The sequence below is a fragment of the Coxiella-like endosymbiont of Rhipicephalus sanguineus genome (assembly GCF_018687865.1).
In genome coordinates this window covers 1-25346 of record NZ_NIQB01000093.1, presented here as the reverse complement: position 1 = coordinate 25346, position 25346 = coordinate 1, and the positions used below count along the sequence as shown (strand labels likewise).

The following is a 25346-nucleotide window of genomic DNA, read 5'->3' as shown; positions in this document are numbered from 1 at the left end:
TTCATGATTAAGATTAGTATTTGTTACGCCACGCCAAAAAAACAAGTGGAGATTCCTCTGGAAGTTGAAGAAAACTGTACTGTAGCTAGAGCAATCAAGCGCTCAGGTATTTTGCAGCAATTTCCGGAAATTAATTTGGCCCAAGTCTGCGTAGGAATTTACAGTAAACGTACCACCCTTGATGGCAAGGTGGGGGATGGCGACCGAATTGAAATCTACCGTTCTCTCCTCATTGATCCAAAACAAGCGCGTTTATTGCGAGCTCAGCGTTTGTCTTCTAAGATTGCAAGATCAAAATAATTTAAAGATTGGGTAGATTTACCCAGCCAATAGTTTTGTTTTTGTCTATCCAAAAGTTGGTGACGTGATTATTGTGTAAATAAATAATTAAATGGGTCGATTGCATTCGCCGATGGCCAGGTTGGAAAGTATAAACATACACCATTCGGTTATCAGAGAAAATATTGACAAGCACTGGATCACCCAACGCTACCCGCACCTGATCTTTTGTCATTCCTGTATCTAAGTTACCTAGATCTTTATTCGTAATAATGTTCCCTTGTTGAATATTTGGATGATAAACGCAACCCCATAATGTCGTAATTAAACAAACTAGGAAGATCAATGTCACACGCCGCATTGGGGAGCCTCCTCCTTATTTTTCGAATGTTTCAAAATGAGACGCGATTATAACGCATCTTATGCCAAATATGCAGCTGTCCCACCATGTTTAACCAGCATGTTTAAATAAAGAGAGGAGTTTGGGTCATTTTACTTTAGCGATTTTGAGAAGAGGTAGCACACCGGTCTTAGGTAAATATCTAGAGTTAACCTCTAAAGACCGCTATGTTAGAATAACTTTAAATATCAGGGGATTTTAGGTTGGAAGATCGAGAATTGCGTAAGGCTGGGCTTAAGGTAACGCTCCCGCGTCTTAAGATATTAAAAATTTTAGAAAGCGCCGATCCCCATCACATGAGCGCTGAAAATGTTTATCGCAAACTAGTAGACATGGGTGAAGATGTGGGACTTGCTACGGTGTATCGCGTGCTCACGCAATTCGAAGCGGCTGGGCTGGTAAAACGGCATAACTTTGAGGGTGGGCATTCTGTTTTTGAAATGGACCAAGGAGTACATCACGATCATTTGGTTTGCATCAATTGCGGGAAAGTGGAAGAATTCATCGACGAAATTATCGAAAGCCGCCAAAAAGCAATTGCTAAAAAATCCAAATTTAAAATGACCGACCATAATCTGACAATTTACGGTATTTGTCAGCCTTGTGAAGAACATTCCTTTATTGATAGCTAAAAAATCATTATTCGCATTTAAGCAAGATTTTTGCGTGAGCAATTGTCTATTGAGTTATTTTGACACCACTCAACATTCGCGCTAATTCTTCAACGCGTTCTTTGTGCTTTAAAGCCGTTGATGGTTGTTAAGACATCGGTTTTTGTCATAATTTTATTTACGTAAAGATGGTGGTGGCACTGAGCAGCTACTTGGGGTAAATGAGTAATGCATAACACTTCAGTTTTTCGCCTAATTTGCGAAGAAATCGATCTACTATTTCCGCCGTTTTACTGCCAACGCCTGTGTCGGCTTCATCAAAAATTAATGTGGGCATCCCCTTCTTTTCAGGTTGTAATAACTTGAAGAGCCAAGCTAATTCGGAATAATCCCCCCTGAGGCTATTTTTTGCAAAGGAAGCAGTTTCTGCCCAGGATTAGTATTGAGATGAAAAACAATTCTTTCTCTCCCCAAGGACGAAATTTCTTTTTCGCTTTCTTCAAAGCGAATAACGAAGCATCCACTGATCATTCCTAGTTGTTTCATTTTTTGGTAATTTGGTTTCCAAAATTTTAGTGGCTTCTTTTCAGCTTTTATTCAGTTTTTGAACGATTTTTTATATTCAGATTTAATGCGGATTTTTTGATTTTTTTAAATTCTGAATGCGTACTTCAAGAGTTTCGAATTTTTATACGGTGATAAACCGATTTTTTTACATCAATATAATTCCTCAGGACTAACATAATGTTTCCGAGCAAGGTCGTGCAAAAGAGATAATCGAAATTCCATAGTTTCTAGATTTTCAGCACTTAAATCGAGTTGTTCGCAATAATGATTTAATTCTGTTCTGGCTTCTTGTAAATAAACAGCGGGGATATTTAACATTCACAATAAATAGACTTTCCTGCGCCCGTTTCACCCGTTAATACGAGCCTTTGTCAAAGTCAAGGGTAAGCATTCAACGATCGTGAAATTTTTAGTATGAATATGCATTAACATGCTACACCTTCGAGGTGTGTCTTTCCCAGTCTAATTTACGACGTAATGTATCGTAATAATTGTAATCCTTTGGATGAATGAGGTGCAATAGGTGCTTATATTTATGAATGCAGATGCTTCCACCTGCTGCTAATACTACGCGCTGTTGTCCGTCGTTACTTACAGAGGGTGATATATCATTTTGGGAAGAAACATTTATTTTTATTTGGCTATGGGCTTGGACAACTATAGGACGGCTACTTAAAGTGTGGGGAAACATGGGTACTAAAGCGATGGCATCTAATTGCGGATATAAAATAGGCCCACCACCAGACAAGGCATAAGCGGTCGAGCCTGTGGGAGTAGTGACGATTAATCCATCGGCACGCTGACTGCACACGAAGTCGTCGTTAATCGAAATATCAAATTCAATCATTTTTGCTACATCCCCTGGGAGCAGTACGACATCATTAAGTGCAATACCTTGAGTAATGATCTCACCTTCGTATTCTGCGGTCATTTCTAAAAGAAAGCGGGTTTCTTCCATATAATCCCCCTCCAAAATAGCATTTATTTTTAGGAACTCGTGGGGGGGAATATCTGTGAGAAAGCCAAGACGTCCCCGATTAATTCCTAGAACAGGAATCTTCTGAGGAACAGCAATATGTGCGGCATTGAGTAAACTTCCATCTCCGCCTACTACGATTAATAAATCTGCTTTTTCTCTTAATTGATTGGCTGATAGGACGGTTAAATTATGGTCGTTCATCATATGTGCAGCGTGTTCCTCAAGGAGAACGGTCCGATTTAAAGATAAAAGATATTCTTTTAGGGCCTGTAGGGTTTCGGGGGCCCCATTGACTCCTTTACGTCCCATTAAAACGATCTGATGGAATGGTGGCTTTTTCATAAGAATTGAGGATAACTTTTTTAAAATAAGAAAGCTACAGATTGTGTTTACACAGCCAGAGAGCTCTAGGGATTTTACAGCATCTCATATTTTATTTAGTATTTGATCTCATATGACCGAGGAGATCCGAATGAGCAAAAAAGAGAAGACCGAATCTGGGCTTGAATCCCAAAACAAATGGGAAAAAGTATTAGAAAGTGAGGAAGAAAAAATAAAAGTAGAAGAAAATGCTTCTCAAGAGATAGAGCCGTATCGAGAGGAACTCGAATTTCCCAGCCACGAAAAGTTAGAGAGCCATCTCACTAGTCTGGAGCGAAAATTAGATGAATATAAAAATCAATACATTCGCTCACAGGCTGAAATGGATAATTTACGTAAGCGGGCGGAACGGGATATTGCAAATGCTATAAAATATGGTGGAGAGCGATTGATTACCGATCTTTTACCGGTCGTTGACAGTTTAATCCACGGTCTTGAAAGTCGCGAATCGAGTGATCCACATACCCAAAGTCTACGAAAAGGGATGAGTTTAACATTGGATTTATTACACAAAACGCTCGAAAAGCACGGTGTTGAGATTATTGATCCTAAGCCTGGGGATCCCTTTAATCCTGCTTTTCATGAAGCCATGGCCATTCAAAAAGTGCCGAATGCCGAACCTGATACAATTGCTCAGGTGATACAAAAAGGCTATCAACTCAATGGCCGGGTATTACGAGCCGCACGAGTGCTCGTGGCAGCCTAAAATTTAAGGTTAGCTTAATACTTAATATTTAAAGATTAAACTGGTAGTGTTCATGATTTTGTACGCCGATGGATAGAATTTGTCTTGGGAGATGCCTATCGGCGTAGAAATGATGTGGAAAAATATTGGCAATTATTGGAAAATTTTCCCACGAAGATTTCCGTAAGTGACGCTGCCTATTTGGAGGGAAATTGGGTGGTAGATCGTACAGCCTTAACGAACATTCGCCTTTTCTTCGAGGCATGGAGAATACAATTGTGGCCACGGTCGGAGGGTCATGTTTCTCAACCTATACCGACTTTAAAACGTTAACGAATTTTATCCCTTGAAATCCTAAACCCTGTCCCCACTTAGAGAGTAAGGCATCCTAAATTTCTGTTTTTGAGAGGAAAGAGAATGGCTGAAACTATTGGTATTGATTTGGGCACCACTAACTCCTGCGTTGCAGTGATGGAAGGTGGAAAGGTAAGAGTAATTGAAAATGCCGAAGGTTCGCGCACTACGCCATCGATTGTGGCATATACCAAAGACGCTGAAATCTTAGTGGGTGCCTCTGCGAAGCGGCAAGCTGTCACGAATCCCGATCGGACTCTCTTTGCAATCAAGCGCTTAATTGGGCGGCGCTTTGATGATAATGTTGTCCAAAAAGATATCAAGATGGTGCCCTACAAAATTACTAAGGCGGATAACGGAGATGCCTGGGTGGAAGTGACTGGCAGAGACGGTCATCCTGAAAAGTTGGCGCCACCGCAAATTTCCGCTCAAGTCTTAATGAAGATGAAAAAGACGGCAGAAGATTATTTAGGGCATCCGTTAACCGATGCAGTAATTACAGTACCGGCTTACTTTAACGATTCCCAACGTCAAGCGACCAAAGATGCGGGCAAAATTGCGGGTCTTAACGTTAAGCGTATTATCAATGAACCTACCGCTGCTGCCTTGGCCTATGGAATGGACAAGAAAAAAGGTGATCGTAAGATCGCTGTTTATGACTTAGGCGGTGGAACGTTTGATATTTCTATTATTGAAATTGCTGACGTAGATGGCGAACACCAATTTGAAGTCCTGGCTACGAATGGTGACACCTTCCTAGGAGGTGAAGACTTTGATCTGCGGTTAATTGATTATTTAGCTAACGAATTTAAGAAAGATGTAGGGGTAGATTTACATAACGATCCTCTGGCATTACAACGGCTAAAAGAAGCGGCTGAAAAAGCGAAAATTGAGCTTTCGTCTAGCCAACAAACAGATGTCAACTTACCCTATATCACAGCGGATGCTTCCGGTCCTAAGCATTTAAATATTCGTCTCACTCGTGCAAAGTTAGAATCCTTATTAGAAGATTTAATCGAAAAAACTATCGAACCTTGCAAAATAGCGATTAAAGATGCAGGACTTAAAGTTTCCGAAATCGACGATGTGATTTTGGTGGGTGGTCAAACTCGAATGCCAAAGGTCCAAGAAGCCGTTAAAGAATTTTTCGGCAAAGAGGCACGTAAGGACGTTAATCCGGACGAAGCGGTGGCTATTGGTGCGGCTATTCAAGGTGCTGTATTGTCCGGCGAAGTAAAAGATGTGTTGTTACTTGACGTCACGCCACTCTCCTTAGGAATTGAAACTTTAGGCGGAGTTATGACCAAGTTGATTGATAAAAATACCACAATCCCGACAAAGGCTAATCAAGTATTTTCAACGGCTGAGGATAATCAAACTGCTGTTACGGTTCATGTCTTACAAGGGGAGCGCGAGATGGCTTCAGCGAATAAATCGCTGGGACGTTTTGACTTAACAGATATTCCGCCAGCTCCACGTGGTGTGCCGCAAATTGAAGTTACCTTTGATATTGATGCTAATGGTATTCTTCATGTCTCAGCGAAAGATAAAGCGACGGCTAAAGAACAATCAATCGTGATTAAAGCTTCGAGCGGTTTATCTGATGACGAAGTTGAAAAGATGGTCAAAGACGCGGAAGCACATCGAGAGGCGGATCGTAAATTCCACGAATTAGTAGATGCACGAAATCAAGCCGATACGATGATTCACGCTGTTGAGAAATCTATGCGAGACCTAGGAGCAGAGGTTACGACTGATGAAAAAGATGTCATCGAAAAAGCGATTAAAGAACTCAAAGAAGCAATGAAGGGAAATAATAAGGATGCGATTGAGGCGAAAACGAAGGCATTAACCGAACACTCTTCTAAATTAGGAGAACGTGCCTATGCTAAAAAGGGAGCTGCTGGAGCTCCTCCAGGCGGCGAAACAGGTCCCACGGAAACTCAAACGGAAAGTGACAGGAAGGAAGATGTTGTGGATGCTGAGTTCGAAGAAGTCAAAGACTAGAAGAAAAAAGAAGACGAAAAATAATAGCGAAAAAACTTTACCATCATCCCGGCTTATCCCGGCGTAATAGTTACCCTGAGCGGCGGCCTCATCCCGCTATCACGAGATGCCTCTCTACACTCGTGATGACGGTCATTCGGGATGACGTGTTAAAAAACAGGATAAATAAAAAGACCACATGGCATCAAAACGCGATTATTACGAACTTCTTGGTGTCAGCCGCACGCGACTGAAGCTGAAATCAAAAAAGCTTTCCGTCGCCTGGCAATGAAATATCATCCCGATCGAAATCCGCGAGATAAAGAAGCAGAGATCAAGTTCAAAGAAGCACGAGAAGCTTACGAAGTGCTTTCTGATTCCCGTAAACGTGCCTCTTATGATCAGTTTGGTCATGCTGGTGTAGAGCAAACTTTTGGAGGGAGCTCGGGAGGTTTCGGTTTTAGCGATCTCGGAGATATCTTTGGTGATATTTTTGGAGATATCTTTGGAGCGGGACGATCTAAACCTCGAGAACAACGAGGAGCTGATTTAGGTTATGATCTTATTCTTTCGTTAGAAGAAGTAGTTCACGGAATCACTCAAACAATTAAAGTTCCAACTTGGGTGACCTGCGAAACTTGTAATGGGAGCGGTGCTAAGAAAGGGATCAGTTCAATTACTTGCCAACGCTGTGGTGGGAGTGGGCAAATGCGCATACAACATGGTTTTTTGCAAGTGCAGCAAACTTGCTCTGGATGCCGCGGGACGGGACGAATTATTAAAGATCTTTGCTCGGATTGTCAGGGTCAAGGTCGTTGTCAACAAACCAAGACGTTGTCCGTTAAAATTCCTCCCGGCATTGATACTGGAGACCGTATTCGCCTCGCCGGTGAAGGAGAAGCTGGCCTTTTTGGGCGCCGCCGGGAGATCTTTATGTGCAAATTCGAGTAAAACCTCACCCTATCTTCCAAAGGGAAGGTAATGATCTTCATTCGGAGACGCCCATTGACTTCGTCACAGCCGCCTTAGGAGGGGAAGTTGAAATCCCTACGTTAGATGGGGCTGTACGATTAGCGATTCCTCCGGAAACACAAAGTGGAAAACAATTTTGTTTGCGAGGAAAAGGGGTGAAGGCATTGAGAAGTGGTGCAGTAGGGGATTTAATTTGTCATGTTACAGTCGAAACCCCAATAAAGTTAAATGCAGAACAGAAAGAATCCTTAAAATATTTTGCCAAGTTATTGGAAAAAGACGATAAGAATCATAGTCCGCATAGACGAAGTTGGTTTGATAGCTTAAAAGAGTTTTTTGCCGCTAAGTAAAAACTAGAAGTCAACCCCGCTACTTTTAAAAACTCCTCATCCCGAGCGTGGCGAGGGATAAGGAGTTTTTTTCGGGATGATGAGATTTTAACTTCCTTCCCATTCGCTCTAGAATCGCTTATCCTTGGACAAGTTTTGTTTCAGACTCAAAAAAGAGGTCCTGCTGCCACGATGACCGATTTAAATCCGCTTAACGGGCGAAAGCCAGCAATTTTGTCATTAGCCAACGGCAGCTTGTTTTTTGGATACTCTATCGGAGTAGAAGGTCAAACTGTCGGGGAAGTTATTTTTAATACGACGCTGACAAGCTACCAGGAAATTTTGACAGACCCTTCCTATGCAGAACAAATTATTACTCTGACTTACCCTCACATTGGCAATGTGGGAGTCAATGCCGACGATCAAGAATCACATCGAATTTGGGCTGCTGGATTAATTATTCGTGAATTATCTCCTATAGTCAGTAATTGGCGTGCGGAGCAATCTCTTGAGAATTATTTAAAATCTGATGGAATTGTCGCCATTGCAGGAATCGATACTCGACGATTGGTGCGGCTGATCCGTGAACAAGGTGTATTGAATGGATGTATTATAGCGGGTGAAGACGTAGATGCTGATCGAGCCCTTGCATGTGCCCGTGCTTATCCTGGCTTAAAGGGTAAAGATTTAGCCCAAACAGCTTCAACAAGAAGAATGCAAACCTGGGTTGAGAGAACCTTAGCTCTTGAAGGCAGCCAAAAAATTGCACAGAAAGATAACTATCATGTTGTTGTTTACGATTATGGTTTGAAGCGGCAAATTTTGCGTTTATTGGTAGACCACGGTTGCTCGGTAACTGTAGTTCCTGCTCAAACACCCATAAAAGAGGTTTTGAATTTAAATCCCAGTGGGATCGTATTGTCAAATGGTCCAGGGGATCCAGCGGCTTGTGATTATGCCATTACTGCGATTCAAGAAATTTTAGAAAACGGTATTCCTTTATTAGGGATTTGCTTTGGTTTTCAGCTCCTGGCTTTAGCTTGCGGTGGTCAAACAGAAAAAATGAAATTTGGGCATCATGCGCCAATCATTCCGTTCAAAATAGTACAACTGGCCGAGTTTATATCACCAGCCAAAATCACAGTTTTGCGGTGAATGAAAAAAAATTACCTGACACTTTGCGCGTGACTCACCGTTCTTTATTTGATGGGACCTTGCAAGGGATTGCACATAAGACAAAACCAGCGATTGCTTTTCAAGGCCATCCGGAAGCAAGTCCCGGGCCTCAGGATATGCGGGGAATATTTAAAGAGTTTGTTGAGTTGATAAGTGAGCGTGGACAATAAAATAACATGCCAAAGCGAACAGATATAAAAAGCGTATTAATTATCGGTGCAGGACCTATTATCATTGGGCAGGCCTGCGAATTTGACTACTCTGGGACGCAAGCTTGTCGAGCTCTTTGGGAAGAAGGTTGTCGTGTAATTTTAGTTAATTCGAATCCCGCCAGCATAATGACCGATCCAGATGTAGCAGATGCTACATATATTGAGCCTATCAATTGGGAAACAATTGCCAAAATTATCAAAAAAGAAAAGCCGGATGCGCTCCTACCAACCATGGGGGGGCAAACGGGTTTAAATTGCGCATTAGATTTAGCGCGAGAAGGTGTTTTAGAAAAATATAAGGTGCAGTTAATTGGTGCTTCCCGAGAAGCTATCGATAAAGCAGAAGATCGGGCTCTCTTTCAAAAAGCTATGGCTAAAATTGGTTTACAGACAACCTGTTCGGGCCTTGCCCACTCGATGGAAGAAGCTTGGGAAATCCTTGGTAAAGTTGGATTTCCCGCGATTATTCGACCCTTTTTTACCTTAGGTGGAAGTGGGGGTGGCATTGCCTATAACAGAGACGAATTTTTAGAAATTTGCACCCGCGGCCTCGAATTATCTCCTACTAATGAAATATTAATTGATGAATCTATTGTCGGATGGAAAGAATTTGAATTAGAAGTTGTACGCGATAAAAAAGATAACTGTATTATTATTTGTAGTATCGAAAACCTTGATCCTGTAGGTATTCACACAGGAGATTCCATCACCGTCGCACCGGCACAAACGTAACAGATAAAGAATATCAACGAATGCGAGATGCCGCTATTGCAATTTTGCGAGAAATCGGAGTAGAGACCGGCGGGTCTAATGTGCAATTTGCAATTAATCCTAAGGACGGACGAATGATAGTAATTGAGATGAATCCCCGCGTGTCACGTTCTTCGGCTCTTGCTTCAAAGGCCACGGGTTTTCCTATAGCAAAAGTAGCAGCCAAATTAGCTATTGGTTATTCATTGGATGAATTACAGAATGAAATTACTGGTGGTAGGGTTCCCGCCTCCTTTGAACCGACAATTGATTACGTTGTAACTAAAATTCCTCGATTCAACTTTGAAAAATTTCCCCAAACGCTGCCTCGCCTAACGACACAGATGAAATCAGTAGGTGAGGTGATGGCTATTGGTCGCACTTTTCAAGAGTCTTTACAAAAAGCCATTCGTGGTTTAGAAATAGGCGTTTGTGGGTTAGAACCTAAACTGGAGATTGAAGATTCCCAAACTGTCGATGAAGCATTTTGTGAAGAGATTAGAAAAGAATTGCGCTTTGCCGGCCCTGAGCGGTTATGGTACGTCGCGGATGCTTTTCGAATGGGCTTTAGTGTTGAAGAAGTTCATTGGGATAGTCAAATTGACCCTTGGTTTTTGGTTCAAATAGAAGAATTGGTTCGTTTAGAAAAAGCAATAAAGAATAAATCTTTAAAAAAAATATCTCGCGAACAATTCTTTTATTTAAAACGCAAAGGATTTTCTGATAAACGCTTAGCTCAGTTATTAAAAACTAGCGAAGAGCAAGTGCGGAATTATCGGCATAAATTAAAGATCCGTCCCGTTTATAAGCGAGTCGATACGTGTGCCGCCGAATTTGCTACAGATACGGCTTATCTTTATTCGACCTATGAAGAAGAAAATGAGTGCTTCCCAACGAAGCGAAATAAAATAATGGTGTTGGGAAGTGGACCCAATCGAATTGGTCAAGGCATCGAATTTGACTATTGCTGTGTACATGCGGCATTAGCTATGCGTGAAATGGGTTACGAAAGTATTATGGTTAATTGTAATCCCGAAACCGTTTCGACAGATTTTGATATTTCCGATCGTCTTTATTTTGAACCTCTTACATTAGAGGATGTTTTAGAAATTGTAGCCGCTGAAAAACCAAAAGGCGTCATTGTCCAGTTTGGGGGGCAAACGCCTTTAAAATTAGCTAGAGCCTTAGCAAAAGCAAAAGTGCCTATTTTAGGAACACAACCGGATGCTATCGATCGAGCCGAAGATCGCGAGCGATTTCAAATGTTGATTCAAGAATTGAATTTACAACAGCCACCCAATGGAACTGTGCGCAGTGTTGAAGAAGGGTTACGTTTAGCAAAAGTATTCGCTTATCCATTAATCGTTCGTCCTTCTTATGTATTGGGTGGGCGAGCTATGAAAGTTATTTATAGTGAGAAAGAATTGACTCGTTATATGACTAAAAATGTTATCGTTTCCGAAGATGAACCTTTACTTTTAGATCGGTTTTTGGATGATGCCATTGAGGTGGACATTGATGCAGTATGTGATGGTGAGAACGTTTTAATTGGAGGAATTTTGGAGCATATCGAGCAGGCCGGCGTTCATTCCGGGGATTCCTCTTGCACCTTCCCACCTCATAGTTTAAGCACAAAAATCCAAGATCAGTTGCGAGAGCAAGTCCGGCTAATAGCAAAAGAACTCAATGTAGTAGGTCTAATTAATACTCAATTTGCAATTCAGTGGGATGAAATCTATGTGCTTGAAGTCAATCCTCGTGCTTCGCGGACAGTCCCTTTTCTTGCAAAGGCTACAGGGTTCCTCTTACTAAAATTGCAGCTCGTTGTATGGTTAATGTATCTTTGAAAGAACAGGCTGTGCGAGAATACATTCCTAACTATTTCTCCGTTAAAAAACCCGTTTTTCCTTTCAATAAATTTGCAGGTGTTGATCCCATTTTGGGGCCGGAAATGCGTTCTACGGGAGAAGCCATGGGAATAGGGGAGAATTTTGGTCAGGCTTTTGCAAAAAGTCAATTGGGGGGTGGAGATATTATTCCTCGAGAAGGGCGTGCTTTTGTCAGCGTTCGCGATGCCGATAAAGAGCGCGTGGTGAAAGTGGCCCGCGCCTTAGCGGATTTAGGGTTTGAGATTGTTTCTACTCGAGGGACTGCTAAGGTGTTACAAAATGCGGGAATTTTGTGTACCGTGGTTAATAAGGTCACTGAGGGCCGCCCTCACATTCTCGATATGATTAAAAATGACCAGATTAGTTTTATTATTAATACTACGGAGGGCGAGCAATCCATTGAAGATTCAAATGTTATTCGAATTAGCGCCGTCCAACACAAAGTGTGTTACACGACGACATTAGCTGGGGGAGAGGCTACTGTTTTAGCCTTACAGGCGAGGAATTCCAATCGTCTTCGGTCTCTGCAAGATCTTCATCGTCAAAGATGAGTAGATCTGCGCGTGAAACACACTCCTGCCCCTCTATTACAAGGGGCAAGCATTTCTTTCTTTAAGGAACTTGTTGTAAGACGACCCGCTGACCCGTAACACTGAGAACTTTATAAGTATTTGTTGTGTTTCTTTCGGTATGTATTAAATCGTATGGTGCTACCTATGGTGCTACCTACAGAAACTTGAAGTAAGCTTTCGAGTACGCAGAGAGTAGCGATTTGTTGGTTGGCGGGGCGCGGCCCCCCCCCCTGACAATTTTAGGCGATAAGCGGGTATAGCGGCTCCATAGCCTTTACAAGCGGTGGGTCCGTAAAACTATCGGGGGGGCGCGCCGGGGTACCGAGAGGCGTGCCGCGGGGGGGTAGTGTATGCCGGCCGTTGATACCCATTTAATGCTTAGAAGTAAGTCACTGAGGCCAACTCTATTCGAATCATTTAATTTTTTTTAAACTTCATGTTTGTTTACTCCTGGATTTATCCTAAAATCTATTTTTCCATCGTTAATAATAATCTAGCTAATACTAATCTAAATCATTATAGCATTTCTCACAAAAGCTCATTCTGAGTTCGGGCGGCTCCTTAAGATGTCCAGCGCCACAGTAGTTTGTTATACTATATACTTTTACGTTTTCTTGAGGTAATAATGATGCAAATGATTGTTCCTATCACTATAAATGGGATAGCTAAGTTACGCTCGGAGTTAGAATTTTTAAAAACTGTCGAACGCCCTAACATCATTTCAGCTATTGCAGAAGCACGTGCCCACGGTGATTTGAAAGAAAATGCTGAATATCATGCTGCGAGGGAACGTCAATCGTTTGTAGAGGGACGTATTTTAGAAATCGAGACGAAGCTGGCTAATTGCCAAATAATCGATATTTCGCATATCCCTAATGAGGGGAAAGTGATTTTCGGAGCTACAGTTACTTTGTTAAATTTAAAAACTCAAACCGAAGTCACCTATCAGATTGTAGGTGTAGATGAATCTAATTTGAAAGAAAATAAAATTTCGATATCCTCGCCTTTGGCGCGAGCTTTGATTGGAAAATACATTGAGGATGTTGTGGAAGTCGAAACGCCGGAAGGGATAACTGAATATCAGATTGTTGACGTCGAATATCTTTAAGACAAAGAATGTTTTAATTGTTGTTGCTATAAGCAAATAGACAAAATTTATATAAATAATAGCTCCAAATAAATAATAGCTCCAATATAACCAACAATAATAAGAACTCCGTCTCTTTCTACGAGGCCCAGACTAAATGGGATGATTAGTATCCCGAATATGAATATCTCGAATATGAAGTTACTAAAAGAAATTGGTAGGAGTAACAGAAAAGTGAAACAAAAAAATAACGATTCCGTTAATTATTTCCATTACTCCTGAGGTCATAAATGTTAAACGAGGATGAAGTAAGCGTTCTAATTTTTTAATATAAGGTAATATTTTGAAGATAAATTTAGAAGTTTTTTCATGCGAAATTGTCCGATTGGCGATAAATTTTGGTAACTATAATGTTTTCTAGCGAAAATCAATTGCAATGCAAAAATAGCGATGGGGAAACTAAAAATAAAAGAAATCCCTGGTATCGCCGAAAAAGGAAGGGCGCTAGGAATTGTAAAAAATAATAAGGCAAGTCCAAAAGCGCGATTTCCCAGTTTCTGTGAGATGACTTGATATGTAAGTTTACCGTTGGATTTTATATCTTGAGTAATTTCCTCGATGATTTCCGAAGAGCGTCTATTCCGAGCTTTAATATCAACCGTGGTGGTGACAATACCTCCTTTCCACGGACAGGCGTCAAGGTAAGTATCCAAATACGACAGTTGGTTATGATTTCCATTTAATGTTACATCCTTGACTGGGTTTTTGATTGGCGTCAATGGGTTGTTTACCCGCAAGTATATTGTCCAGTGGCTTGCTAAGGTCTTCCCCCGTTACAGGAATATTTCTGCCCGGGCTCGAACCATCGAAACGACCGCGGTAAATACAAACAAGATTGCGGTCAAATACATAGAAATCAGGAGTGCATTCTGCCTGATAAGCTTGAGCGATTTCTTGAGTTTCGTCATAGAGATAGGGAAAGGGATAATCAAACTCTTCAGCTACGGCTTTCATTTTTTCAGGAGAATCTTCCGGATAATTTTTGATATCGTTAGAACTGATAGCCACAAATTGAATACCTTTGGCTTGATATTTTTTTGCTATTTCAACCAATTTTTTTTGGATGTGCTGAACAAAAGGGCAGTGATTACAGATAAACATAATGACTGTGGCAATGTCGGATTTTAGTTGGGCTAATGACTTTTTTTCACCACTTACAGCATCAGGCAGGTTAAAGCTTGGAGCTTTCGTTCCTAAGGGAATCATCTTTGATGAAGTTAAGGCCATTATTTTTTCTCCTTATTTTTTATTTCTTTTATTGCTTTATCCGCTAATTCAGAGATCGCTTTCCATTGCTGACCTTCAATGAGATTTTGGGGAGTTAACCATGAGCCGCCGATACATACAACATTTTTGAGTGAAAAATACTCCATTATATTATTTAGGTTAATACCGCCCGTAGGGCAAAACCGCATAATGCGAAAAATACTCATAAAATTTCGTAATGCTTTCGCGCCTCCATTTAAAGCAGCAGGAAAGAATTTTACGAAAGAAAAATTATCTTGAATAGCAAGCAACAGGTCGGATGGAGTAGCAACACTTGCCAGGTAGGAAATATCTTCTTTCTGACCAGCTCGAATTAATTCGTTCGAAATACTGGGACTTACTGAAAAATCGGCATTTGCTTCTTTAATTTTCGATAATTGAGATGGTTTTACGATAGTTCCAGCGCCTACGATACATTTCGGTAAGTTCTTTTTTATTGCTTTAATTGCAGCTAGGGCGATAGGCGTCCGCAGGGTAATTTCTATTATTTTTATACCGCCTTCGACTAAAGTGTGAACCAAGGGCACAAAGGGTACAGCGTGTTCAACATCATTCAACACGATTACGGGAATGATAGGAAAAGGGGCGAGAATATTATTTATGCCATCAATCACTTAATATTCAGTCCTGATTTTTATCAGATTATAATACCCTATCCCTCATTGGCACAAGAGTAAAGCGTGCGTATACTGGTAATCCATATTTTTCTCTGAGAGGTTGCATGTTGCTAGTTGCATGTTGCTAAAAGATAAATTGGTCATAGTGACTGGATCCACACTCTGGTATTGGAGCTGCTATCGCAAAGGAGTGTGTAGCAAAAGGTGCTAAAAGGTGATGATATATGGCCGAGATGAAGCGCGAGCTAAGGCCCTGGTACAAGAAAATTAGTGGAAGATAAAACAGCCTATTTTTTATCGAAACTTTCAGATTCCGATATCAAAAGCACTACCGAACTTGCAGAGGCGACCATGGAGTATTTTGGTCGTATTGATAGTCCTTATTTAATAATGCTGGTAAGTCGCCACGCAATGATATTTCGAGTGTCACTGTGGGATGATTTCAATTGGATTGTCCATTTAAATTTCAGAGCTTCTCTATTTTTGACACAAGCAAGTTGTTAAGGAATTTAAGAAGCAGAGGGTAGTGACACAGTTGTGAACATTGGTTCTATTAATGCCTATTGAGGTCAGGCAGATTTGTTAGTCTATTCCTTTACGAAGGGCAGTTTAATGAGCATGACTTGGAACCTAGAAAATGCCCTTAGAAATATTTAAATAAAAAAGTATCCATTTTTGCATGTGCGAGAGAGAAGGCTTTAGAAGAAGAGAAAAAATAAATGAAAATTACCGACGCAAAAGTTTTTGTATGTTCTCCAGGGCATAATTTCATGACCTTAAAAATCTATACGGATGAAGGTTTATGGATTAGGGGATGGGAGGTTAAATGGTCGTAAACTCGTGGTGGCTTCTTATTTGGAAGATCAATTAATTCCTTATTCCTTAAAAAAATATCTCAATCACGTGCCTAAGAAAAATATCTTAATCACGTGCCTAAATTGTTTAAAAAATTGCGCGATACATATGGTGATGATCCTCATTTCCTCCATGAATTGTCATCATCGCTTGACGCCTATTGAAGTAGCACGTCTAGGAAAAGAATTGGAAGCCTTATCATTTATTTTGGCTTGAAGATACGGTCCCACCAGAATTGCAGGAAGGGTATTTTTCGCATTATTCGTGAACATACTACAATGCCTTTAATAGCCGTAGGTGAGGTGTTTAATGTTATTTATGATTGCACGACCTTAAGAGAGCAATTAATAGAGAGCAATTACCTTAAGAGAGCAATTAATAGAGAGCAATTAATTGATTATATTAGAATGTCCATAGTGCATGGCCTGAGGGGGCTTACGCCAATGACGAAAGTCGCTTCTTTTGCGGATATTTATCATATACGTATGGGATATCATGGACCAACCGATGTTTCGCCCATTACCATGACAGCTTCTTTGCATTTTAAAACAGTGATCAATAACTTCGGCATTCAAGAATTTATGTGTCATACTTCTGAAACTGATGAAGTCTTCCGTCATAATTATTATTTTGAAGAAGGCTATTTCAATGTGAAAGACGAACTAGGTTTAGGGGATAGATTTTGATGAGAAATTAGTGGCTAAATTTCCCTATGGTGGGCTTATTTTCCGATCAATCGTAAATTGGATGGCACGATTATAATTGGTAGCAAGTTGGCCTATGGGGGAGGGGAGTCAGGAAAAGTTTTCTTACTCCACATGTTTTTTCCCCAATAGGGCTGGTAGGAAATTTTAAATAGGATTTAAAAAATGAAAAATTAATAAAATATATGGGATTAATTTTTTCTTTATGGATTTCTTTATCTTTAAGATGCCTGTTTTTGGAGTAGAAAAAGGCATGCTAGGTAATCCCGATAAACCTATTTTAATTTCTCCAGCCTCCCCTGAGATAACTTTAAAACTAAAATTAAATCCTACAATAGGATATTCCTGGTTTCTGGTTTTAAATTATGATCATCAATTATTTTCACCTGTGGGCCATCGATATGTGCCTGCACAAGGAAAGTGGATAGGATGCTTCCGGATATGAACTTTGGCAATTTAAGGTAAATTCCGATGCTTTTTCAGTGCCACAAATAACTGAAATTATCCTTCAATATGCCCAGCCTTAGGAAATTCTGGTTAATGGACAGAAACTTAAATTTCTGGTAGTTATCAACCTAGAAAAAAATCAGGGGGCTTATACCCAATAGTTGGAAAAAATTATAATGCGAAAGCTTCTTTTAATTTTTTCTCAACCAGTTGGTTTTTTAATTTCACGTAAACAGGAACCCCATTTTTATAGGGCGGATAGCTTTCCCCTTGAATAAGCGGCTCCAGATAGCGACGGCAAGGTTCGGTTATTCCAAAACCGTCATTAGCAATGAAATTCCGAGGCAATTTGTGTTCTACATTGGCGACTTGAGAGAGAGGAGCTGTTCCCACATGCCATTGATAATCAGGACTTTTTTCACGCTGAATAGTAAGCATTACATCGGATTGTCCTACGAGGGCATATTCAACAGCGGATTGTCCGAGCACATAAGCTTGATCCAGGTCTGTTTGTGAAGCAATATGCCGAGCTGCACGTTGCAGATAATCAGCTACCGCCCAATGGTATTTAAATCCAAGGTGTCTTTTAATGAGGCGAGCTAAAATAGGCGCAACACCGCCTAATTGTTCATGACCAAAAGTATCCTGGGATCCAGCCGATTCTGTAATAAATCGACCATCTGGATAACGAATTCCTTCTGAAGCTACGATCACACAATAGCCATAATTATGGACCACTCCTTTGACTTTTGTGAGAAATGCTTCGGTTTGCAAAGGAATTTCGGGAAATAAAATTATATGAGGAGCGTCATTAGGGTATTGTTGGCTCAATGCAGCAGTAGCGGCGATCCAACCGGCATGTCGTCCCATAACTTCTAAATAAAACCTTGGTGGAAGTTGCTGCCATACCTTTCACATCTAAAGCAGCCTCTTTTGTGGAAACTGCCACATATTTAGCTACCGATCCAAAGCCGGGACAATTGTCCGTAAAAGGTAAATCGTTATCGATTGTTTTCGGTAAGCCAATGCAGATCAAGGGGTAATCCATGAGTTGACTCATTTGCGAAATTTTATAGGTAGTATCTTGCGAATCCCCGCCACCATTGTAAAACACGTAACCGATATTGTGAGATTTAAAAACTTCAATTAGCCGTTCATATTGGCGTCGGTCTTTGTTGATGTCTGCGAGCTTGTAACGGCAGGAACCAAAAGCGCTTGAAGGTGTGTGGAGGAGAGCAGCAATATTTTCGGAGGATTCTAAGCTCGTATCAATGAGTTCTTCCTTAAGTGCGCCGATAATTCCGTTTCGTCCAGCCAGTACTTTATTAATTTGTAAAGGATATTTTTTGGCAGTTTGAATGACGCCACAGGCTGTAGCGTTAATGACTGCTGTTGCGCCACCAGACTGGGCGTAAAAGATATTCTTTTTACTCATGGCGTTTTTTTACTTCCTTTAGTTCTGTAGATTGAACAACGGGAAGTTTATGACATGGAATAGTTAAGTTGTCAAAGCGTAACTTAAGGCAGGTTCGATATCGGGATATTGAAAATGAAATCTGTGTTCCAAAAGCATGCGAGCATCGCATGTTGTCCATTCAGAAGAAGCTTTTCACCCATTTGCCCAAAAAGCAGTTTTACAGCAAAAGCTCAGGTAGTGAGAAAAACCAGTCGGTGTAATACCTTCCCAATAGCGTCAGAAAACTCAGCCTGGGTAAAACATTCGGGAGGCACTACATTAACAGCCCCCCCTAATTTCTGGTTGTTCTAAGAAAAAATCTACTGTGCGGCAAAGATCAACGATGCTGATCCAGGAAATAAGTTTGTCGACCCCTGACCCAATTTGTCTCCTAAACCCAATTTAAAGGCAGGCGCCAATCGTGAAAGGGCGCCTCTCCCCTTTTTTGCCTATAAACCCCGAAGCGTGTAAATGAAGAACTCTAACGCCTTCGTTTTTGATAGATGAGGTAGCAGCTTTTTTCCATGCTCGCACTACTCGAGAAACAAAATCGTTCCCTTCGTGAATAGATTGTGACTAATCCAAGGCTGCGGAAGTTATGAGGCAGTGGATTTCTGCAATCCATGAATACCCACAGCAGCGCTGGCATTGAAAAAGGGGGGAGGGGGTTGCTTTCCCTAGCTCCTTGAGAAGTGAGGCGAGAGTTTCTGTTAGCTTAATTCGACTTTCAATAATTTCTTTTTTGTGAGCTTTGCTCCAACGCTTATCAGCAATGCCAGTCCCTGCAGGGTTAACAATAAGATCCGCAGCTTCTAATTCTTCAGCTCTCAGAGCAGGCCATTCTATAGCCTCCAACTTGCTCCCCAAATTTTTTGCGGACCTTAGTCTCTGAACAACTAGTAACCTTAATTCGTTGACCTTACTTTAAATAGCGTTCTGTCATGAAACTGCCAATAAATCGGCTCCCTTCGGCAATAATGATGTTCATAAAAATCCTCCGTTTTTATTGAAGTTTCTCCTAACTCAGTTAAAACTATCGCCATTAATTAATTATGTCTACTTTATATCTATAGGCTATAGCGGTCCATTTTGGTATTATTTTGTCTACTCAAGAGGTATTAATGGAACCTAAAAAAGCAAAAATGGTATCAGAATCTGCTATACATGATCAAACTTATAAAATTTTCCCTAATGACTTAAATGCTACGGATACGGTATTCGGCGGATTGGTAATGGCCATTTTAGATCGAACTGCATTGGTGTCGCTGAGCGACATAGTGGTTGTACGTGTGTAACGGCTTCAGTAGATGCTTTGCATTTTTTGGCTCCGGCCACACGAGGTGATGTTTTGTCAATTCGAGCCTCACTGAATCGTGCTTGGTGTACTTCTATGGAAGTTGGGGTCAAAGTGTTAGCCGAAAACTCAAGAACAAGAGAGGTCCGTCATATTTTATCAGCCTATTTTACTTTTGTAGCGGTAGACGAAAATCGTAGTCCCATCGAAGTTCCTAGTGTAATACCTGAGACAGATATTGAAAAGCGTCGTTATGAAGAAGCGGATTATCGTCGACAACATCGGCGTGCAAAAGCTGATGAACGGCGAAAACGGAGGGAGTATACGAATAGTTAGGGAGGGAAACTAATTAATGGGCTCAGCAACCGATTTCGAATATGCGGTGGTTGGTTTTCAGGCCCAGAAGTTAGCAGCATTAGGAAAGCTTTTAGACTTAGGGGTTTCAGCTCATCACTATTGTCTGGTTGGATTCTCATTTTCAAGTGGGCGATTTTGGCCGATATTGGGGGGTGACCTCTAATATGGCGGTTAAATTATTTTTGGAATTTTTTAAATGGCTAAAAAATCATTTAACTACGTCAAGTAGTTCAAATCCTTTTCCAATCGACTCATTAAATGAAAATGAAAATGATTTTTGTTATCTGAAAGAGGTCGCTGAACCTTTACAATGGATTACCGATTATTTAACGATTATTTAAAAAGTTGAGTTTATGCTGAGTGCGTATTTGTACATGAAATATCAATAAAAGATTGGTTATGGGGGCCACTCCCAAAACATTCCCTCGATATGAAAATCGTTACGAAAATGTGACCCCAATTAATATTTATTGATGCCCTTAATCCCCAAAAATTAGCGGCAATTTGTGAATCTGGCGATACAATTGCTGTTTTGGGGTCCTCTCATTTTCCATGATTATTATTCATGAATTAGTAAAAATAGCTGTAGAAAGATAGCCGTAGAAAGAATTATTAATTTTTATTTACTTCCTATTCGTTTTTCCGTTTGACTGAATGATTGGATTTTGTATGACAACACCGGATTAAAAGTAGAGACTGCTCAATGGATTTGAGAGAACCTCATTCGCAATAATTTACCGCTTTTAGAGCGCGATATAGCTCATCCGAAGAGAATATTGGCTATTATATTTTACCTCAGTGCACGCAAGCTGTTTATGCCATTGGATTTTCTCAGCGAGTGTCCTTTCGTTTGGCAAGTTACTTTTCAAGATTACGACGTTCATTCCGGAATTATTGTGTGGAATAATATTAGAATGATAATACCTCTGTGGCAAAAATATGGCCTTTTAAAAAACACCTCCCACTTTGTAAACGCTCAGTAGGAGGGGTTAATCAAAGATTACTTATCTTTAAAGATTATCTTTGTACTCGTGTATTTTGGCGACTTAGATTGGCAGCAGGTCGTTGTTATACTCGTCAAGCTTGTTGTTGAAATTGACTTTGTCTTTACTATGGAAATATCTCCTATTTTTTAAGTAATGAGACTATAGCACAAAAAATGTAACTTGGCCGTAAAAGAATTTTTAATTAATTTTCAATAAGATAGTATATATTCCTCCTTCCTGAGATCGAATAAGGAGCAAAGTTCCATCCCAGTTGGGGAGACGGTGGATTTTTTTGGATTTTCCAGGTGGATGAATCTGTAGTTTTCTCCATTGATAGCCAGATAGGGCTGGAATAAGTTGATTGATTCCTCCACCATTCAACCACGTAATCTCATGAGGTCGATGAAGAGTGATTAAATGCTTAGGTGCTAGATGATAATTAATTGAACCTACCCAGAGAGGCAAGGTAGCGTCTTCAAACCGCACGCCCGATTCCCATAATCTAAGTTCGACAATAGTAGTTGCATGGGGAAGGTGTTTAATCATAAATAAAACTGGTGGTTTGCTTCGATAAAGCCAAGGAAATAATGGTAAATGGTGTTCGGGTTTATAACTTGCGAATCGTCCTAATACAGTTTGGACATCGGTTTTACTATGAATAATTTGCCACCCATGCTGCTCTAATGTTTGTTCGATAGTACTTAATCCGTCCACCCACTGAACGTTAAAAGGTTGAGTAGGATGTCCGAATCGGTTAAGCCGGAAAATAGGAATATATCGTGAAGGATCTTGCCACCAATCCTCAATAGTTGTTTCTTGGATAGCTAATATGGGTGAGTAACAGTGCATAAGAGTGTGGTATTTTACTTTGCTAAAGCCAGCCCAAGGAAAGGTAATAGCAAGAATTAAAAAAATTAACCATTTTAAATTACCAAAGGCTTTGGGAGGATAGCGTTGATATGAAATGATAACACTCAACAAAATTAAAAATCCGAGAAAAAGACTCGCTAAAGCGTCTTCTAGCCAGTGCGCGCCTAAATATAAACGAGAATAGCCTATTAAAATAATTAAAATAGTTGCAATGGTGTAAGGAATCCAGTGCCATTTTTTAGGTATCTGCTGAGAAGTTAAGAAGGAAATAAAACCCAGGGCAGGAAGGCTAAGACTTATGTGTCCACTGGGAAAAGAAGAGGAGTGATCAAAAACTAAAAAGCTGGCGGGCCGGGGAGAATAAATTAAATTTTTTAAAACAAAAGTAAGACAACCTGCTGTTAGGGTAAGGGCTGTTAAATGTAAGGCAGGGCGCCAAAGTTTTTTAATAAGAAGGGCAGCTATGAAGAGTAAAACGATGCTAATTATTACCTTAGGATCGCCTAGAATTGTTATGATTGTAAAAAATTTATCAGTGTTGGGCAATCGTAAACTTCTAAGAAATAAAACAAAGGTTCATTAAAGTTAGTTGCGGGCCCTAGTGTGGCGACAACAATAAACAATACGAAAAAACAACAAAGACTTAGAAATGCTAACAGTAGCATAGTTAATTGATGATGATCGGTAGGAATTCTACGGTTAGTAATAAGTCGTAATAAAAAGCGTGAAGAATGGTGAAGATATAACCATTGCCACAAACGGTCGATGGCGTCATTAACCATGGAAATTAAGTAACTGAAAGAACGCTGTATAGCCCCAAAAACCAACCAAACCAAAACGATAATAGCTAATCCCGTTAATATAAACGTAGTAGTTACATGTCGGGGCAATTGCAAGGAGACTGTGCCGATAAGCACTCCAGGTAATAAATAAGCGATTGCCCAAAGTATTGCTGAAGGAATGGCTGCAAGAAAAAAACGTGGCCAGCTCATTTTTAAAAGGCCTGCAATTAATGGAACGGAACTTCTTACCGGACCCACAAAACGGCCAATTAAAATACTTTTCCCACCGTGTTTTTTGAAAAAGGCTTCTCCCACCGTTAACCATTGAGGATATCGTTTGAAAGGCCAGATCAGACGAAGGCGTCATTATAATGTTTTCCTACAAAAAAACCGACAGTATCCCCTGCTAACGCACCAATCGACGCCCAAAATAAAGTGCCATCTAACGAAATCATCCCTCGACCTACTAGAATACCAATAATCGACATGGTGATAGAACCGGGTATAACAGTTCCAACTAAAGGTAAGGATTCAGCGAGCGACACGAGAAAAGCAAATAATATCCCTATATAGCGTGAGCCTGTAGGTAATGATTAATTTGCGTCGGGTAATGCTCAATCATCCGATTATTTTTTTTATATTGCCATTTAAATTTGCCATTTAAGAAAATGAGAAAATTTATAAAATTATATCCCCTTTTGCCTGTAAATCGGCATGGTACGAAGAGCGAACTAAGGGGCCACTGGCGACATTCATAAATCCTAAACTTTTTGCAAGTTCGCCTAATTCACGAAATTCTTGAGGAGTAACATAGCGATCGACACGCATGTGATAACGGGTAGGCTGTAAATATTGGCCGAGTGTTAACATGTCCACATTGTGTTTGCGTAAATCTTGCATCACTACTTTCACTTCTTCACGCGTTTCCCCAAGCCCCAACATCATGCCTGATTTAGTAGGAATTTCAGGAAAGCGCTTTTTAAATTGCTGTAATAAGATTAAGGACCATTGATAGTCCGCGCCAGGTCGAGCTTGCTTATATAATCGAGAAGCTGTTTCAATATTGTGATTAAAAACATCCGGCAGTCCTTGTGCAAGAATGTCCAAAGCTTTTTCCATACGTCCACGAAAATCAGGAACTAAAATTTCAATTTTAATCATTGGGTTTTTTTCGCGTACGGCCTTAATACATTGGACGTAATGCAAAGCCCCTCCATCTCGTAGATCATCACGGTCCACTGATGTGATAACCACATATTTTAAAGCTATGAGATTTACAGTGTTAGCCAAATTGATGGGTTCTTCAGGATCGAGAGGATCGGGACGCCCATGGCCCACATCACAAAAACTACAACGACGGGTACATTTGTTACCCATAATCATGAAGGTTGTGGTACCGTGACCAAAGCATTCATTTAAATTGGGACAAGAAGCTTCTTCACAGACTGTCACCAGCCGATTTTTTCGAAGTATTTTTTTCAGTTGAGTGACTTTGTTGTCGGTAGATAAACGAATGCGAATCCAATCGGGTTTGTGCAGCGGCGTATCGGTAGCTCGATTTTAATGGGAATGCGTGACAATTTTTCTTTTCCGAGAGTTTTCTGAGTTGGGTCATACTTAGACATCGGTGAAAGACTCCAGCGTGGTTTCTGTTTTGATGAGAAGCTGATTATATCCGAAATTCTTTAGGAGAGGTCGAATGATTGCTTGGCGAACCGTAGGCAAATTAATATTGCTCACATAATCACGTATTTGTGTCATCATTAATCCTTTGAATCCACAAGGATTAATATAAGTAAAAGGGGTTAAATCCATTGCTACATTAAATGCTAATCCATGGTAGCTCGCTCCTTTGCGCATGCGAAGACCGATGGACCCTATTTTTGCTTCTCCGACATAGACGCCAGGTGCTTCTTCCTTTCCTTGGGCGTTGATTCCTAATTGTTTTAAATAATCAATAACGCTATTTTCAATAGCGCGTACAAAGGATCGAGTCTTAAGGTTGAGACGATTAAGATCAAGCAACAGATACACCATGAGCTGCCTGGTCCATGGTAAGTAATTTGCCCGCCTCTGTCGCATTGGATAAGCGGAATCTCATGAGTATTAAGTACATGTTCTGGCTTGCCCGCTAATCCTTGCGTAAAAACAGGCAGATGTTCCAACATCCAAATTTCATCCGTGGTGGTAGGTTTTCGTTGAGAAGTAAACATCCGCATGGCTTGCCAAACGGGTTGATAAGGCATTACTTGATTGAACTGGCGAATGATAACATCCATGATGACAGTATTTTACTCAGGAATAAGGTGCAAAGGCCAGATCATAAAGAGGGGAATCGCTCCCAAAAGAAAGATGAACCAAGCAAACGAAGACTTCTTTTCTCACTTGAAATGTCTAGGAAAAATACCCAGTTAATATTTTTT

The 25346-nt window shown here is 40.5% G+C and carries 23 protein-coding genes and 8 pseudogenes; 15 read left to right on the top strand and 16 right to left on the bottom strand.

The window, feature by feature from the left end; genetic code table 11:
* The first annotated feature begins 3 nt into the window (after window positions 1–3).
* Window positions 4–300 (top strand): RnfH family protein, encoded by a 297-nt coding sequence (locus tag B1F79_RS05390; protein WP_251366290.1) that lies wholly within the window; start codon window positions 4–6, stop codon window positions 298–300.
* A gap of 1 nt (window position 301) precedes the next feature.
* Here B1F79_RS05390 and B1F79_RS05385 read toward each other — a convergent pair whose 3' ends face one another.
* Entirely contained in the window at window positions 302–640 is a 339-nt protein-coding gene (locus B1F79_RS05385) for an outer membrane protein assembly factor BamE (RefSeq protein WP_251366289.1), read from the bottom strand.
* Between the two features lie 242 nt (window positions 641–882).
* Here B1F79_RS05385 and fur point away from each other — a divergent pair, with 242 nt between their 5' ends.
* Complete coding sequence (gene fur / locus B1F79_RS05380; protein WP_251366288.1) at window positions 883–1311, top strand: ferric iron uptake transcriptional regulator; 429 nt, start codon at window positions 883–885, stop codon at window positions 1309–1311.
* Window positions 1312–1498: 187 nt separating this feature from the next.
* Here the strand turns inward: fur and B1F79_RS06455 are convergent, their stop codons facing one another.
* The 3 genes from B1F79_RS06455 to B1F79_RS05370 form a co-directional block, all read right to left on the bottom strand.
* Window positions 1499–1627: a hypothetical protein gene (locus B1F79_RS06455; protein WP_285896418.1), complete on the bottom strand. Its 129-nt coding sequence runs from the start codon at window positions 1625–1627 to the stop codon at window positions 1499–1501.
* 380 nt (window positions 1628–2007) lie between these two features.
* Complete coding sequence (locus tag B1F79_RS05375) at window positions 2008–2175, bottom strand: hypothetical protein (RefSeq protein WP_251366287.1); 168 nt, start codon at window positions 2173–2175, stop codon at window positions 2008–2010.
* Between the two features lie 115 nt (window positions 2176–2290).
* On the bottom strand, window positions 2291–3178 hold the full coding sequence (locus B1F79_RS05370) for an NAD(+) kinase (protein ID WP_251366286.1): 888 nt from the start codon (window positions 3176–3178) through the stop codon (window positions 2291–2293).
* Window positions 3179–3308: 130 nt separating this feature from the next.
* Between B1F79_RS05370 and grpE the strand changes: the two genes are divergently transcribed.
* The 7 genes and pseudogenes from grpE (at window position 3309) to greA (ending at window position 13250) form a co-directional block, all read left to right on the top strand.
* Window positions 3309–3923, top strand: coding sequence for a nucleotide exchange factor GrpE (grpE, locus tag B1F79_RS05365; RefSeq protein ID WP_251366285.1), 615 nt, complete (start codon window positions 3309–3311; stop codon window positions 3921–3923).
* A gap of 84 nt (window positions 3924–4007) precedes the next feature.
* The gene (locus B1F79_RS05360; RefSeq protein ID WP_251366284.1) at window positions 4008–4235 is read left to right on the top strand and encodes a hypothetical protein; all 228 of its coding nucleotides are present in this window, start codon (window positions 4008–4010) and stop codon (window positions 4233–4235) included.
* Between the two features lie 84 nt (window positions 4236–4319).
* Complete coding sequence (dnaK, locus tag B1F79_RS05355) at window positions 4320–6263, top strand: molecular chaperone DnaK (protein WP_251366283.1); 1944 nt, start codon at window positions 4320–4322, stop codon at window positions 6261–6263.
* 178 nt (window positions 6264–6441) lie between these two features.
* Window positions 6442–7564 (top strand): annotated as a pseudogene (gene dnaJ / locus B1F79_RS05350) (molecular chaperone DnaJ).
* Window positions 7565–7688: 124 nt separating this feature from the next.
* Window positions 7689–8889: pseudogene (carA, locus tag B1F79_RS05345) on the top strand (glutamine-hydrolyzing carbamoyl-phosphate synthase small subunit).
* Window positions 8890–8895: 6 nt separating this feature from the next.
* Window positions 8896–12121 (top strand): annotated as a pseudogene (gene carB, locus B1F79_RS05340) (carbamoyl-phosphate synthase large subunit).
* A 649-nt stretch (window positions 12122–12770) separates the two neighbouring features.
* Window positions 12771–13250 (top strand): transcription elongation factor GreA, encoded by a 480-nt coding sequence (gene greA, locus B1F79_RS05335; RefSeq protein ID WP_251366298.1) that lies wholly within the window; start codon window positions 12771–12773, stop codon window positions 13248–13250.
* A 47-nt stretch (window positions 13251–13297) separates the two neighbouring features.
* Here the strand turns inward: greA and B1F79_RS05330 are convergent, their stop codons facing one another.
* From B1F79_RS05330 to eda, 5 genes are read right to left on the bottom strand one after another with little or no spacing between them, the layout of a single operon-like run.
* Complete coding sequence (locus B1F79_RS05330; RefSeq protein ID WP_251366297.1) at window positions 13298–13426, bottom strand: exopolysaccharide biosynthesis protein; 129 nt, start codon at window positions 13424–13426, stop codon at window positions 13298–13300.
* A gap of 7 nt (window positions 13427–13433) precedes the next feature.
* Window positions 13434–13580 carry an exopolysaccharide biosynthesis protein gene (locus tag B1F79_RS05325; protein ID WP_308159744.1) on the bottom strand — a complete coding sequence of 49 codons (147 nt, stop codon included), beginning with the start codon at window positions 13578–13580 and terminating at the stop codon, window positions 13434–13436.
* Window positions 13547–13942 carry an exopolysaccharide biosynthesis protein gene (locus tag B1F79_RS05320; protein ID WP_251366282.1) on the bottom strand — a complete coding sequence of 132 codons (396 nt, stop codon included), beginning with the start codon at window positions 13940–13942 and terminating at the stop codon, window positions 13547–13549. Before B1F79_RS05320 ends, B1F79_RS05325 begins: the two co-directional genes overlap by 34 nt.
* A 13-nt stretch (window positions 13943–13955) precedes the next feature.
* Window positions 13956–14516, bottom strand: a complete 561-nt coding sequence (locus tag B1F79_RS05315) for a thioredoxin family protein (protein WP_251366281.1) — start codon at window positions 14514–14516, stop codon at window positions 13956–13958.
* Window positions 14516–15169, bottom strand: coding sequence for a bifunctional 4-hydroxy-2-oxoglutarate aldolase/2-dehydro-3-deoxy-phosphogluconate aldolase (gene eda / locus B1F79_RS05310; protein WP_251366280.1), 654 nt, complete (start codon window positions 15167–15169; stop codon window positions 14516–14518). The genes B1F79_RS05315 and eda overlap by 1 nt, the downstream gene beginning before the upstream one ends.
* 273 nt (window positions 15170–15442) lie before the next feature.
* Between eda and B1F79_RS05305 the strand changes: the two genes are divergently transcribed.
* The 3 genes and pseudogenes from B1F79_RS05305 to B1F79_RS05295 all read left to right on the top strand — a co-directional run bounded on the left by B1F79_RS05305 (window position 15443) and on the right by B1F79_RS05295 (window position 17176).
* A complete protein-coding gene (locus B1F79_RS05305) occupies window positions 15443–15676 on the top strand; it encodes a Rossmann-fold NAD(P)-binding domain-containing protein (protein WP_251366279.1) in 234 nt (77 codons plus the stop codon).
* 215 nt (window positions 15677–15891) lie between these two features.
* Window positions 15892–16796: pseudogene (locus tag B1F79_RS05300) on the top strand (enolase C-terminal domain-like protein).
* Window positions 16797–16957: 161 nt separating this feature from the next.
* Window positions 16958–17176, top strand: a complete 219-nt coding sequence (locus B1F79_RS05295) for a protease inhibitor I42 family protein (protein ID WP_251366278.1) — start codon at window positions 16958–16960, stop codon at window positions 17174–17176.
* 173 nt (window positions 17177–17349) lie between these two features.
* Here B1F79_RS05295 and B1F79_RS05290 read toward each other — a convergent pair.
* Together B1F79_RS05290 and B1F79_RS05285 are read right to left on the bottom strand one after the other, a co-directional pair.
* Window positions 17350–18613, bottom strand: a pseudogene (locus B1F79_RS05290) (6-phosphofructokinase).
* 597 nt (window positions 18614–19210) lie between these two features.
* Entirely contained in the window at window positions 19211–19489 is a 279-nt protein-coding gene (locus B1F79_RS05285) for a hypothetical protein (RefSeq protein ID WP_251366277.1), read from the bottom strand.
* 266 nt (window positions 19490–19755) lie between these two features.
* On the opposite strand from B1F79_RS05285, the pseudogene B1F79_RS05280 reads away from it, so the two are divergent.
* The 3 genes and pseudogenes from B1F79_RS05280 (at window position 19756) to B1F79_RS05270 (ending at window position 21268) form a co-directional block, all read left to right on the top strand.
* Window positions 19756–20264 (top strand): annotated as a pseudogene (locus B1F79_RS05280) (acyl-CoA thioesterase).
* Window positions 20265–20392: 128 nt separating this feature from the next.
* A complete protein-coding gene (locus tag B1F79_RS05275) occupies window positions 20393–20626 on the top strand; it encodes a hypothetical protein (protein WP_251366276.1) in 234 nt (77 codons plus the stop codon).
* 474 nt (window positions 20627–21100) lie between these two features.
* Complete coding sequence (locus tag B1F79_RS05270; RefSeq protein WP_251366275.1) at window positions 21101–21268, top strand: hypothetical protein; 168 nt, start codon at window positions 21101–21103, stop codon at window positions 21266–21268.
* A 201-nt stretch (window positions 21269–21469) separates the two neighbouring features.
* On the opposite strand, the gene B1F79_RS05265 is transcribed toward B1F79_RS05270, so the two are convergent.
* The 5 genes and pseudogenes from B1F79_RS05265 to lipB all read right to left on the bottom strand — a co-directional run bounded on the left by B1F79_RS05265 (window position 21470) and on the right by lipB (window position 25205).
* Window positions 21470–22687 carry an LssY C-terminal domain-containing protein gene (locus B1F79_RS05265; RefSeq protein ID WP_251366274.1) on the bottom strand — a complete coding sequence of 406 codons (1218 nt, stop codon included), beginning with the start codon at window positions 22685–22687 and terminating at the stop codon, window positions 21470–21472.
* A complete protein-coding gene (locus B1F79_RS05260) occupies window positions 22654–23238 on the bottom strand; it encodes a DedA family protein (protein ID WP_251366273.1) in 585 nt (194 codons plus the stop codon). Before B1F79_RS05260 ends, B1F79_RS05265 begins: the two co-directional genes overlap by 34 nt.
* Before the next feature lie 35 nt (window positions 23239–23273).
* Window positions 23274–23468, bottom strand: a complete 195-nt coding sequence (locus tag B1F79_RS05255) for an SNARE-associated domain-containing protein (protein WP_251366272.1) — start codon at window positions 23466–23468, stop codon at window positions 23274–23276.
* Window positions 23469–23601: 133 nt separating this feature from the next.
* Window positions 23602–24548: pseudogene (gene lipA / locus B1F79_RS05250) on the bottom strand (lipoyl synthase).
* Window positions 24541–25205 (bottom strand): annotated as a pseudogene (gene lipB / locus B1F79_RS05245) (lipoyl(octanoyl) transferase LipB). The pseudogenes lipA and lipB overlap by 8 nt, the downstream one beginning before the upstream one ends.
* Window positions 25206–25346: the final 141 nt, after the last annotated feature.

Excerpts from the sequence above, each read along its gene's own strand:
- B1F79_RS05390 (WP_251366290.1), top strand. The coding sequence starts at position 4 with ATGATTAAGATTAGTATTTGTTACGCCACGCCAAAAAAACAAGTGGAG.
- B1F79_RS05385 (WP_251366289.1), bottom strand. The coding sequence starts at position 640 with ATGCGGCGTGTGACATTGATCTTCCTAGTTTGTTTAATTACGACATTA.
- B1F79_RS06455 (WP_285896418.1), bottom strand. The coding sequence starts at position 1,627 with ATGCCCACATTAATTTTTGATGAAGCCGACACAGGCGTTGGCAGTAAA.
- B1F79_RS05375 (WP_251366287.1), bottom strand. The coding sequence starts at position 2,175 with ATGTTAAATATCCCCGCTGTTTATTTACAAGAAGCCAGAACAGAATTA.
- B1F79_RS05370 (WP_251366286.1), bottom strand. The coding sequence starts at position 3,178 with ATGAAAAAGCCACCATTCCATCAGATCGTTTTAATGGGACGTAAAGGA.
- grpE (WP_251366285.1), top strand. The coding sequence starts at position 3,309 with ATGAGCAAAAAAGAGAAGACCGAATCTGGGCTTGAATCCCAAAACAAA.
- dnaK (WP_251366283.1), top strand. The coding sequence starts at position 4,320 with ATGGCTGAAACTATTGGTATTGATTTGGGCACCACTAACTCCTGCGTT.
- greA (WP_251366298.1), top strand. The coding sequence starts at position 12,771 with ATGCAAATGATTGTTCCTATCACTATAAATGGGATAGCTAAGTTACGC.
- B1F79_RS05315 (WP_251366281.1), bottom strand. The coding sequence starts at position 14,516 with ATGGCCTTAACTTCATCAAAGATGATTCCCTTAGGAACGAAAGCTCCA.
- B1F79_RS05295 (WP_251366278.1), top strand. The coding sequence starts at position 16,958 with ATGCCTGTTTTTGGAGTAGAAAAAGGCATGCTAGGTAATCCCGATAAA.
- B1F79_RS05270 (WP_251366275.1), top strand. The coding sequence starts at position 21,101 with ATGCCATTGGATTTTCTCAGCGAGTGTCCTTTCGTTTGGCAAGTTACT.